The sequence below is a fragment of the Dactylosporangium sp. NPDC000555 genome, assembly GCF_040300025.1.
GTDB lineage: Bacteria > Actinomycetota > Actinomycetes > Mycobacteriales > Micromonosporaceae > Dactylosporangium.
The window spans coordinates 66414-78307 of sequence record NZ_JBEPDB010000034.1 but is presented as its reverse complement, the minus strand read 5'-3'; the positions used below and the strand labels follow the sequence as shown (position 1 = coordinate 78307).

The following is an 11894-nucleotide window of genomic DNA, read 5'->3' as shown; positions in this document are numbered from 1 at the left end:
TGCGCGACGACGCTTCGGGCCAGGACCGGGCCGCCCGTCGCCGTCCACCTGGCGGGGTGCGGGTTCGCGGTCGTTCGCCGCGGTGTTGCTCGCGGGATGTTGTGCCTGGTCAGGCTGCGTGACCGGCGGAGGTGGCGAGGGCGGCACCGGCCCCTGCATCGAGCCGTCGCGCTGGTCGCTGATCGCTGGCGGGGTGTCGCCGCGGAGGCGGCGGAGTTTGTCGGCGTGACGTCTGGCGAGGGCCCCAGTCTCGATGCCGTGCGTGCTCCCGGCGGAACTGCTCCTTCGCCGGAGAATAGCGACGTGATCTGGTCCGGTCACGCATGGCAGCCAACTCCGCCCTTGAAAACAATCCCAGCTGCCCCATGCATGCAATTATCCCAGAATCCGACCGAAACCACCGCCCCGAACGGCAGTTTATAACAACAAGGTGATCTCAACGGGGATGCGTGCGAAATCTGGATGACACGCCCAGATCATCCACACTGGACAATTTTGGACGGGGCGTGGAGCCTTCGGTAGATGAGTTCTCACCACAAGATCCTTCTCTACGGTGAGGACCCCATCTGATCACATACCGTGCCATGGTCGACGTGCCCAAGGAACTGGTGGCCCATGTCGCCGCGCTCGTGCTCACCCAATTCGAAAACCGAGACCTACGCAGTTCTTACTGAGATCACCTCATCGTGGTCCGCGCCCACCACCGCTTCGCGGTAGCCGGGGTCGACTTCGTATCGTTCACGCCCAGGCCGAGCGCCTGGCCTGAAGGCTTGGCGCCCGCCCCGACGAGTGAGGGCGGCGGCGGGTCGAAGGCGAACGGGCTTCTCCGCTCGTCTCGCCCGCTGCGGGGACCTCAGGCGCCGCCGCTGGCCCGTTGGCCAGTGGCGGCGTTGCCGTGCTGAGCGGTTAGTCGCCGAGGTCCTGGATCGTGTCGGCCTTGATGGCGCGGTGGAGCCAGGCGTGGAGCTTGTCGAGGTCGGTGCAGCCGACGATTCGAGCGCGGATGTCGTCCGGAACGTCGACGCCCCGGTCGCTGAGGATCGCCAAGACCGAGGTGGCCAGGCCGCGCGCCTCACCTACGGCTAGGCCGCGGGCCTCACCGGTGGCCAGGCCGCGCGCCTCGCCGCTGGCCTCACCCTCGTCGAAGTAGCGGCGGGCGAAGTCGCTTTGGTAGCGGTGACTCGTGGTGGTCATGAGCTCCTCCAGGCATTCCCGGGCAGCCTCCGGCAGGTCCTTGAATACCAGGTCAGTGTACAGGTTGGCATGGACTGGATCGATTACGTCGAGTGCGGCGAGTAGTGCTTCGAACACCGGCGTGGGGTCCGGGCGGCCTCCGTGAGCCAGCGCGGACAGCACCGCGAGTTCGGGGGCGCGCTCAGCTGTGTCGGGGTCGGTGACGACGGGAACCTGGTCGGGGCCGAGCGCCACGGGCGTCAGCACCGAGCCGGGCGGGCCGATCGCGATCGGGGCCGCGCACCGGTCGGCGACGGCTTGGTCGGGGCACATCACCAGCAGGGCGACCGGGCAGCCGAGCCGTGCGTGCAGGGTCGTGATGTACACCGGCCAGCTGCGCCGCTTCCGCGCGTCGACCCGCAGCTGCACCTCGACCACGACGGCGAGGACCGGTCCGTTGGTGCCGTCCAGCGTGACGACCGCGTCTGCCCGGTACTCGGTCGGGGTCACGTCGGTAAACTCGCTAGATGACAGCCGGGCGATCCGGAAGTCTGGCAGCGCGCCGTGCAGAGGGCCGCTCAGGAGCTCGGCGGCCAGCGCCGGTCTGCCCCGGAACAGCTCGATGAGTATTTCGGGATCCGATGAAGGCACGTTGCGAAAATCTAGGAGATATCCTGGCGATTCATTAATAGATGATAATCGATAGTTAGCTACATCGGCCCATATGTTGCGGTCACCAAGTGGCGCCTTTGTGAACCTCGGGTCATAGGGCTGCATCTTCGGATCGCCTCTATCAGCGATTTCACGAACGGAATCAACCGAACGGTCAATTCCACAAGGTCAATGCAAGTCCGAATTCTTGGGTCAAGAGCTAGAGCTCGCTGGTCCATCGTTGCGAAGCTCGTCTTCGGTCGGGCAGTCGTCGAGGCTCGTGCGGCCGGGCCTCGTCGCGGACGGAACCGCCGGGAGGCGAGCCCCTTGCGGATCTCGCCCGGGGGATTCTGGGAGATCTTGAACGGGGAACTCCCACGGCACGACGGTGATCCGCTCAAGCGGATGGACCGCAGTATTTCGCCGTTTCCGGCCAAGGTTCAGAAGGATCGGTTCGGGTTCGCCGATGGCTTGCACGCGGAGACGACTGGCCTCGTGGACCGCATAGATCGGGACCTGGCCGTTGCGGCTTTCGTCCCTGGGTCTCGCCGAGATCGACGCCGTGGCGAAGTGTTTGACGAGGCGGGCGGCCGCCTCGCCGTCGCGGACACCCCAAGCGTTCGCCAGGACCCTGCGGTGTCCGATGAGTCGGCATCCGCGATACGTGCGTCAGCATCCGAAGAGGTCGTCTTCGGGCTGGGCTCCGCGGCCATCAACGCTTCTGGGGCCGGCCTGTCGCCGACAGCCGGGAGGGTCCCGAGCCGATCGTCACCAGCCGCGTTCGCGCCACTCCTGCAGGGACGGGCGCTCGGCGCCGATCGTGGAGTTCTTGCCGTGGCCCGGGTAGAACGTCACCTCGTCCGGCAGCCGGTCGAAGATCTTCGTGGTCACGTCGTGGAAGAGTGAGTCGAAATGGGCCTTGTTGCCGTGGGTGTTGCCGACGCCGCCCGGGAAGAGGGAGTCGCCGGTGAAGAGGTGGCCGCCGTCCGGCTCGTAGTACAGGGCGATCGAGCCCGGGGTGTGGCCGACCAGGTGGATCACCGACAGGCTGCAGTCGCCGACGCGGAGGGTGTCGCCCTCGTTCAGGGTGCCGGTGACCACCGGGATCTTGGGCGCGTCGGCCGGGTGGGCCAGGGACTGCGCGCCCGTCGCCTCGATCACTTCGGCGAGGGCCATCCAGTGGTCGGTGTGGCGGTGGGTGGTGACGACCGTGCGGATGCCCTCCGGCTCCACGAGCTGGAGCAGTCGTGGCGCCTCGTTGGCCGCGTCGATCAGGACGCCCTCGCCGGTGGTGCGGCAGCGCAGCAGGTACGCGTTGTTGTCCATCGGTCCGACGGAAAGCTTGGTGATCGAGAGTCCGGTCGTCATTTCCACGCCTCCAGGCTGGGCAGGTCGCCGGTCAGGCCGGTGCCGTCGCCACGGCCGGAGAGCCAGGCGGCTAGCCGATGTGCCGGGCCGGTCACGGTCGGTGCGAAGGGGACGGTGAGCAGCGCGGTGCCGTCCGGGTCCGCGAGGGTCGCCACGCGCGGGGTCGACGGGTCGTGGAGCAGGCGCAGCGGGAACGCGGGCGGCCAGTCGGCGGGACCGTAGCCGGCGTCGAGATCGACATGGTGCAGCTCGACCTCGCAGATACGCGCCCACACGAGCCGGGCGGCAGGGACCTCCTCGCCGGACGGGAACGCCACGATCGCCGCCCACGCCGCGGCGGGGGTCGCGTCGATCGCCGCGGCGAAACGGGCGGCGGCGGCCTCGAGGTCGGCGAGCTGCTCCGCGAGCGGGCGGGCCGCGCCGGCCTCGATGTCGGCGTCGCGCGCCTGCGGGCTCGCGTACGCGGGGGTGCGCACGCCGGTGCGGGCCCAGGTCAGCAGGTTGACGTACGCGTCGGCGTTGCGGGCCAGGTGGCTGAGCACGTGGCCGCGGGTCCAGCCGGGGCACCGGGAGGGCGCGGCGAGCGATGCGTCGTCGAGGCCGCGAACGGTGGCGAGCAGCCGGGCGGTGGCTCGTTCGAGCTCGGGGTTGAGCACCAGCGGATCGGCCGTCACAGCAGACACCCTAGCGCTGACGTACCCCGACGGCGGGCGGCAGGTCGCCGGTGGCCCAGTGCAGCTCGTCCTCCCAGTCGGCCACGCTGAGGTCGACGGTCTCGAAGGACAGCCTGGCGCCGATGGGCTTCCCGAGGTACCCCGCGAAGAGATCATGGACCACGATGAGCCGCTGGCCGACCGCGCAGGCCGCGGGGTCACGGCCGGCGGCGGACCTGACCTCGAGGCGCCCGTAGACGCCCATCTCGGCGTCGGTCCCGCGCTCCTCGACGATCACGTCCAGGATCTCGTCCTCGGCGCCGACGTGAAACCCGTACGACGTGCCGCCGAACGTCAGCCAGAACCGCATCAGCGAGTCGTCCTGGCCGGGCGAGACGTGCCACTGCACATCGGCCCGATCGAGGCGGAGTCCGACGGCGCCGGCCAGCACATGCGAGGGAAGCACACCTGACCATAGCCTCGATATTCGGTTTCGCGGCATGGGCGCGCTGCCTACCGTGGATTTCCGAACGCCAGTTCGTACGGAAGGATGCCATGCACATCGACCTGTCGGCCCTGGGCTGGGACGACGCCTTCGCCGCGGCCTTCGAGCGCCGGTTCGCCGTGCCCGGTCAGCGGCCCGCGCGGGTCAGCCGCGTGGACCGGGGCGTCTGCACCGCGCTCTCGGCCGGCGGCCCGGTCCGGGCGAGCCTGTCGGGCGGCCTGCTGGCCCGCGCCGCGCAGGACCCGGGCGCGCTGCCCTGCGCCGGCGACTGGCTGGTCGTGCGCACCTGGCCGGACGGGCGGCTGACGGGGGAGGCGGTGCTGCCCAGGCGCACGGCGATCGTCCGCGCGGTGGCGGGCGAGGAGTCCTTCGGACAGGTCCTGGCGGCGAACGTCGACTCGGTCGCGGTCGTCGAACCGGTCGACCCCTCGCCCGACCTGGGGCGCATCGAGCGGCTGCTGGCGCTGGCGTGGGAGTCGGGGGCAAGGCCGCATCTGGTACTCACGAAGGCCGACCTGGCGGCCGATCCGGAGGCGCTCGCGGCGCAGATGCCGGGGCGCGCGTCCGGCGTGGAGGTGCACGCCGTCAGCGCTCGCACCGGGCTGGGCCTGGACGCGCTGCGCCCGCTCGTCGCGCACGGCCGCACGCTCGGCCTGCTCGGGCAGTCCGGGGCGGGCAAGTCCAGCCTGGTCAACGCGCTCGCCGGGGCGCCGGTGATGCAGACCCGCGAGCTGCGCGCCGATGGCCGGGGCCGGCACACCACCACGTATCGGGCGTTGATCCCGATGCCGGGCGGCGGTTCGGTTCTCGACACTCCCGGCGTACGCCTCGTCGGCATGTTCGACACCGCGGCCGGGCTCGACCGGGCGTTCGCGGACGTGACGCGGCTCGCGGCACACTGCCGGTTTCAGGACTGCAACCACGCCGACGAGCCGGGCTGTGCCGTCCGGGCCGCGGTCGAGGCCGGCGAGCTGAGCCCGCGGCGTTACGCCCATTGGCAGAAGTTACAAAAAGAGCAGATGCTGGCAGCGGTACGGCGGATGCGGCGCGAAAGCCGCGAACGCCGGCGGCCGGCACGGCCGTAGCCGCGGGGTCATCGCCCGTTCGAACATCCCTCGAGTGATCGGGCGCCGAAAAATGTCATACCCCCTGGTTAGAGTTGTCGGCTGGCACCGTGACGGTGTTCCAACCGGACAAATCATGCCAAGTTGTCTCTGCCAAGGGGAAGCATGTCCGACCGCTTGATCATCCGTGGCGCCCGCGAGCACAACCTTCGCGACGTCAGCCTCGATCTGCCGCGCGACGCGATGATCGTGTTCACCGGGCTGTCCGGCTCGGGCAAGTCGAGCCTGGCGTTCGACACGATCTTCGCCGAGGGCCAGCGGCGATATGTCGAGTCACTCTCCTCCTATGCGCGCCAGTTCCTCGGCCAGATGGACAAGCCCGACGTCGACTTCATCGAGGGCCTGTCCCCGGCGGTCTCGATCGACCAGAAGTCGACCTCGCGCAACCCTCGCTCGACGGTCGGCACCATCACCGAGGTCTACGACTACCTGCGGCTGCTGTACGCCCGCGTCGGCGAGCCGCACTGCCCGGTCTGCGGTGAGGCGATCACCAAGCAGACGCCCCAGCAGATCGTCGACCGTGTCCTGGCGATGGACGAGGGCACCCGTTTCCAGGTGCTCGCGCCGGTGGTGCGGGGGCGCAAGGGCGAATACGTCGACCTGTTCAGCGAGCTGCAGTCCAAGGGCTACGCGCGGGCCCGCATCGACGGCGTCGTGCACCAGCTGACCGACCCGCCGAAGCTCAAGAAGCAGGAGAAGCACACCATCGAGGTGGTCGTCGACCGGCTCGCGGTGAAGCCGAGCGCCAAGCAGCGGCTCACCGACTCGGTCGAGACCGCGCTCAAGCTCGCCGCCGGCATCGTGATCCTCGAGTTCGTCGACCTGCCGGAGGACGACGAGCACCGGGAGCGGCTGTTCTCCGAGCACCTCGCCTGCCCCAACGAGCACCCGCTGTCGATCGAGGACCTCGAGCCGCGCTCGTTCTCCTTCAACGCGCCGTATGGTGCCTGCCCGGACTGCACCGGCATCGGCACCAAGAAGGAGGTCGACCCGGAGCTCATCGTCCCGGACCCGGAGCGCTCCCTGCGCGAGGGCGCGATCGCGCCCTGGGCGACCGGCCACACGCTGGACTACTTCCTGCGGCTGCTCGAGGCGCTCGGCGACGACGAGGGCTTCAACCTCGACACCCCGTGGCGCGCGCTTTCCTCGCGCGGCCAGAAGGCGATTCTCTACGGCTCCGAGGACCAGGTCCACGTCCGCTATCGCAACAAGTACGGCCGCGAGCGCTCCTACTACACCGGGTTCGAGGGTGTGGTGCAGTGGATCGAGCGCCGCCACTCCGACACCGAGAGCGACTGGTCGCGGGACAAGTACGAGGGGTATATGCGCGACGTGCCCTGCGGCACCTGCGGCGGCACCCGGCTCAAGCCGGAGATCCTCGCGGTGACGATCGCCGGGCGCAGCATCGCCGACGTGTGCAACCTGTCGGTGGGGGAGTGTGCCGAGCTGCTCGGCGCGATGACGCTCACCGACCGGCAGAAGATGATCGCCGAACGGGTGCTCAAGGAGATCAACGCCCGGCTGCGGTTCCTCGTCGACGTCGGCCTGGACTATCTCTCCCTCGACCGGGCCGCCGGCACGCTGTCCGGCGGCGAGGCGCAGCGCATCCGCCTGGCCACCCAGATCGGCTCCGGGCTGGTCGGCGTGCTCTACGTCCTCGACGAGCCGAGCATCGGCCTGCACCAGCGCGACAACCACCGCCTCATCGAGACCCTCATGCGGCTGAGGAGCCTCGGCAACACGCTCATCGTCGTCGAGCACGACGAGGACACCATCCGCACCGCCGACTGGATCGTCGACATCGGGCCCGGTGCCGGCGAGCAGGGCGGCCGGGTCGTGCACAGCGGGCCTTACGACGACCTGGTCAAGACCGAGGACTCGGTGACCGGCGCCTACCTGTCCGGCCGCCGCAGCATCCCGACCCCGGCCATCCGGCGCCCGCGCACGCCCGGCCGCGAGCTGGTCGTTGTCGGCGCCCGCGAGCACAACCTGCACAACCTGACCGTGCCGTTCCCGCTGGGCCAGCTCGTCGCCGTCACCGGCGTCTCCGGCTCGGGCAAGTCGACGCTGGTCAACGACATCCTGCACGCCGTGCTGGCCAACACCGTCAACGGCGCCCGGCTGGTGCCCGGGCGGCACACCCGCATCTCCGGCCTCGACCTCGTGGACAAGGTGGTCGGCGTCGACCAGTCGCCGATCGGCCGGACGCCGCGGTCCAACCCGGCGACGTACACCGGCGTCTTCGACAACGTCCGCAAGCTCTTCGCCGAGACGGTCGAGGCGAAGGTCCGCGGCTACGGCCCGGGGCGGTTCTCGTTCAACGTCAAGGGCGGCCGCTGCGAGGCGTGCGCCGGCGACGGCACGATCAAGATCGAGATGAACTTCCTGCCCGACGTGTATGTCCCGTGCGAGGTCTGCAAGGGCGCGCGGTACAACCGCGAGACCCTCGAGGTGCACTACAAGGGCCGCACCATCGCCGAGGTGCTGGACATGCCCATCGATGAGGCGGCCGGCTTCTTCGAGGCGATCCCGGCCATCCACCGGCACCTCAAGACGCTGGTCGACGTCGGCCTGGGATACGTGCGGCTCGGCCAGCCCGCCCCGACGCTCTCCGGCGGCGAGGCGCAGCGCGTGAAGCTCGCCTCCGAGCTGCAGAAGCGCTCGACGGGCCGGACGGTGTACGTGCTGGACGAGCCGACCACCGGGCTGCACTTCGAGGACATCCGCAAGCTGCTGCTGGTGCTGCAGGGCCTGGTGGACAAGGGCAACACGGTCATCGTCATCGAGCACAACCTCGACGTCATCAAGACCGCCGACTGGATCATCGACATGGGTCCGGAGGGCGGCCACAAGGGCGGCACGGTCGTCGCCGCCGGCACCCCGGAGGAGGTCGCCGAGCTCCCGGACAGCTACACCGGGCAGTTCCTGCGCCACGTGCTGGGGCTGACCGGCCCGGCCAGCGGCGACCCGGCGGCCCGCGACCGCGCGGCGCAGGCCAACGGGACCAAGCCGGCCGCGGTGCCGAGGAAGACCGCCGGTGCCCGCGCGAAGGCGGCCCCGGCGGCCAAGGCGGCCACTTCGGCCAAGGCAGCCCCGGCGGCCAAGGCGGCCGCCCCGGCGAAGACGACGGCCGCGGCGAAGAACACGGCCTCCGCGGCGACCAAGGCCACGAAGGCCGCACCGCGCAAGGCCCCGGCGAAGAAGGCGGCGGCCAAGGGCTGAGCAGGTGCCGGGGACGGCCTCGCGGGCCGTCCCCGGTCACTTCTCCTGCGATCGGGGGCTCGCGGGCGGCGCTGCTACGGTGGCCGCTGGCGAGGCTGAACCCAGGAGGAGTCACGTGTCGGTCGAGGACGTCTTCAACCCCTGCGCCGTCGCCGCGCGGCGCACGCTCCTGCTGGGCGCGGGCGCGATGGGCATCGTGGTGCTCGCCGGGTGCGGCGGCGACGAGCCGTCCGCGGGCGCCGGCGGGCAGCCGGGCGGCTCCAGCGCGCCGGCCGCGCCGACCAGCGCTCGCGGCAACCCGTTCGACGACACCGGGTCGGGCCGCAGCGGCGATCCACAGGTGCCGTCCAACGCGCTGGTCGCCGCGGGCGAGGTGCCGGTCGGCGGCGGGGTTGTCGTCAAGGACACCGTGCTGGTGATCCAGCCGGCGAAGGGGACCTTCAGGGCGTACGACGCGGCGTGCCCGCACGAGGGCCAGATCGTCGACCCGCCGTTCGACGGCAACCCGATCATCCAGTGCCCGCGGCACAACTCGAAGTTCAAGGTCGCCGACGGCAGCCGGGTGGATGGCCCGGCAACGCGCGGTCTCAAGGGCATCAAGGTCGAGGTGCGCGGCGGCTACGTCGTGCGCGCCTGACCGGATTGAACCGTACCTTCCACGTTCTGTGTATTCATGGCCGCAGCCTGCGGGCCTACGACCATTGGAGGAGCTTGATGAGTGACACGACCCGCCGCGCGGTGCTCGCCGGAGCCGTCGGTGTGACGGCCTCGTCCGTCATCGCCGCCTGTGGGGGCGGAGACAGCGGATCGAACAGCACCGCCAAAGACTCCACTCCCAGCGGCCCGATCGCCAAGAAGTCGGACATTCCGGTCAAGGGTGGCAAGATCGTCACCGTCGGCGGCGGCATCGTGATCACCCAGCCGGAGCCCGGCACGTTCAAGGCCTTCACCGCGATCTGCACGCACCAGCTGTGCGTCGTGACGGATGTGGCGAACAACTCGATCAACTGCAAGTGTCACGGCAGCACCTTCTCGGCGGTGGACGGCTCGGTCACCAACCCACCGGCCCCCGCGAAGCTCGACGAGAAGAAGCTGCGCATCGACGGTGAGGACATCTACCTGACGGCGTGACGTGCTCGGCGATGGCCGGTTGCCGTCGCGGCGACCGGCCGTCGCCGATTTTGTCGTACCCCCCGGATAGTCTCGAACCGTGCCTGACCCGTCGACGTATCGGCCCGCTCCGGGGACCATTCCCGACGCGCCGGGGGTGTATCGCTTCTACGACCCCGCCGGCCGGGTCATCTACGTGGGCAAGGCCAAGAGCCTCCGGCAGCGGCTCAGCAGCTACTTCGCCGAGCTGTGGACGCTGCACTCGCGCACCCAGCAGATGGTCACCACGGCGTCGCGGGTCGACTGGGTCACCGTCGGCACCGAAGTCGAGGCGCTGCAGCTCGAGTACAACTGGATCAAGGCGTACGACCCGCGGTTCAACGTCCGGTATCGCGACGACAAGAGCTATCCGTATCTCGCCGTCACGCTCGACGAGGCGTATCCGCGGCTGCAGGTGATGCGCGGCGCCAAGCGCAAGGGCGTGCGCTATTTCGGGCCGTATGCGCACGCCTGGGCCATCCGCGAGGTGCTGGACCTGCTGCTGCGGGTGTTCCCGGCCCGCACGTGCTCGTCGGGCGTCTTCAAGCGCGCGGGGCAGATCGGGCGGCCGTGCCTGCTGGGGTATATCGGGAAGTGCTCGGCGCCGTGTGTCGACCGGGTCAGCGAGGACGAGCACCGGCAGATCGTCGAGAACTTCTGCGACTTCATGGCCGGCCGGACCGACACGATGATCAAGCAGCTCGAGCGGGAGATGTATGAGGCCTCCGACGAGCTGGACTTCGAGCGCGCCGCGCGGCTGCGCGACGACCTCGGTGCGCTGCGCCGCGCGATGGAGAAGCAGGCGGTGGTGCTCGGCGACGGTACCGACGCCGACGTGGTCGCCTTCGCCGACGACCCGCTCGAGGCCGCGGTCCAGGTGTTCCACGTGCGCGGCGGGCGGGTACGCGGCCAGCGCGGCTGGATCGTGGAGAAGACCGAGGATCTCACCATCGGCGACCTCGTGCACCACTTCTGCACCCAGATCTACGGCAGCGAGGCCGGTGCCGAGGCCGCCGACCTGCCGCGGGAGCTGCTGGTGCCGGAGCTGCCGGCCGACGTCGACGCGCTCGCCGACTGGCTGACCCGGCTGCGCGGGAGCCGGGTCGCGATCCGGGTGCCGCAGCGCGGCGACAAGAAGGCCCTCGCCGACACCGTCGCGCGCAACGCCGAGCAGGCCCTGCAGCAGCACAAGCTGCGCCGGGCCGGCGACCTCAGCACCCGCAGCAAGGCGCTGGAGGAGATCACCGAGGCGCTGGGCATGCAGACCGCGCCGCTGCGCATCGAGTGCTACGACGTGTCGCAGATCCAGGGCACCGACGTGGTCGCGAGCATGGTCGTCTTCGAGGACGGGCTGTCGCGCAAGAGCGAGTATCGGCGCTTCGCGATCAACGGCGCGACCGATGACGTGTCGGCGATCTCCGAGGTGCTGCGGCGGCGGTTCGCGCGATACCTCGACGCCAAGGTCGAGATCGACGAGGCCGGCGAGGTCGACCCGTCCCGCCCCGGCATCGACCCGACGACGGGGCGCCCGCGCAAGTTCGCCTACCCGCCCCAGCTCGTCGTCGTGGACGGCGGCCAGCCCCAGGTCAACGCCGCCGCCCAGGTGCTGCTCGACCTCGGCATCGACGACATCACGATCTGCGGCCTCGCCAAGCGCCTGGAGGAGGTGTGGCTGCCCGACGACGAGTTCCCGGTGATCCTGCCGCGCGCCTCCGAGGGCCTGTATCTGCTGCAGCGGGTCCGCGACGAGGCCCACCGCTTCGCGATCACGTACCACCGCCAGAAGCGCTCGAAGCGCATGACCGCGTCGACCCTGGACGCCGTGCCGGGCCTCGGCGAGATCCGCCGCAAGGCCCTGCTGCGCCACTTCGGTTCACTCAAAAGGCTGAAAGCGGCGAGCCTCGACGAGATCGCGGAGGTCCCGGGCATCGGCCGCCGCACGGCGGAGGCGATCCTCACCGCCCTCGGCGGTGACCTCCCCGCCGCCCCGGGCGCCGCCGCCCCCGCCACGCCCGACGGCCCGGCCGAGTCCTCCGCCCCAGCCATCGA

The 11894-nt window shown here is 70.2% G+C and carries 7 protein-coding genes and 2 pseudogenes; 5 read left to right on the top strand and 4 right to left on the bottom strand.

Annotated features, from left to right (window positions below):
• Positions 1 to 906: 906 nt before the first annotated feature.
• The 4 genes from ABT297_RS21440 to ABT297_RS21425 form a co-directional block, all read right to left on the bottom strand.
• Complete coding sequence (locus ABT297_RS21440; RefSeq protein ID WP_350552242.1) at positions 907 to 1824, bottom strand: RpnC/YadD family protein; 918 nt, start codon at positions 1822 to 1824, stop codon at positions 907 to 909.
• 768 nt (positions 1825 to 2592) lie between these two features.
• Positions 2593 to 3192, bottom strand: a complete 600-nt coding sequence (locus ABT297_RS21435) for an MBL fold metallo-hydrolase (protein WP_350552240.1) — start codon at positions 3190 to 3192, stop codon at positions 2593 to 2595.
• On the bottom strand, positions 3189 to 3866 hold the full coding sequence (locus ABT297_RS21430; protein WP_350552238.1) for a maleylpyruvate isomerase family mycothiol-dependent enzyme: 678 nt from the start codon (positions 3864 to 3866) through the stop codon (positions 3189 to 3191). Before ABT297_RS21430 ends, ABT297_RS21435 begins: the two co-directional genes overlap by 4 nt.
• A gap of 10 nt (positions 3867 to 3876) precedes the next feature.
• Positions 3877 to 4311, bottom strand: a complete 435-nt coding sequence (locus tag ABT297_RS21425) for a hypothetical protein (RefSeq protein ID WP_350552235.1) — start codon at positions 4309 to 4311, stop codon at positions 3877 to 3879.
• Positions 4312 to 4400: 89 nt separating this feature from the next.
• Between ABT297_RS21425 and rsgA the strand changes: the two genes are divergently transcribed.
• The 5 genes and pseudogenes from rsgA to uvrC form a co-directional block, all read left to right on the top strand.
• On the top strand, positions 4401 to 5435 hold the full coding sequence (gene rsgA, locus ABT297_RS21420) for a ribosome small subunit-dependent GTPase A (RefSeq protein ID WP_350552232.1): 1035 nt from the start codon (positions 4401 to 4403) through the stop codon (positions 5433 to 5435).
• A gap of 144 nt (positions 5436 to 5579) precedes the next feature.
• Positions 5580 to 8492 (top strand): annotated as a pseudogene (gene uvrA, locus ABT297_RS21415) (excinuclease ABC subunit UvrA); the annotation flags it as partial.
• Positions 8493 to 8811: 319 nt separating this feature from the next.
• Complete coding sequence (locus tag ABT297_RS21410; protein ID WP_350552230.1) at positions 8812 to 9333, top strand: Rieske (2Fe-2S) protein; 522 nt, start codon at positions 8812 to 8814, stop codon at positions 9331 to 9333.
• Positions 9334 to 9410: 77 nt separating this feature from the next.
• Entirely contained in the window at positions 9411 to 9827 is a 417-nt protein-coding gene (locus ABT297_RS21405) for a Rieske (2Fe-2S) protein (protein ID WP_350552227.1), read from the top strand.
• 79 nt (positions 9828 to 9906) lie between these two features.
• A pseudogene (uvrC, locus tag ABT297_RS21400) lies at positions 9907 to 11811 on the top strand (excinuclease ABC subunit UvrC); the annotation flags it as partial.
• Positions 11812 to 11894 lie beyond the last annotated feature (83 nt).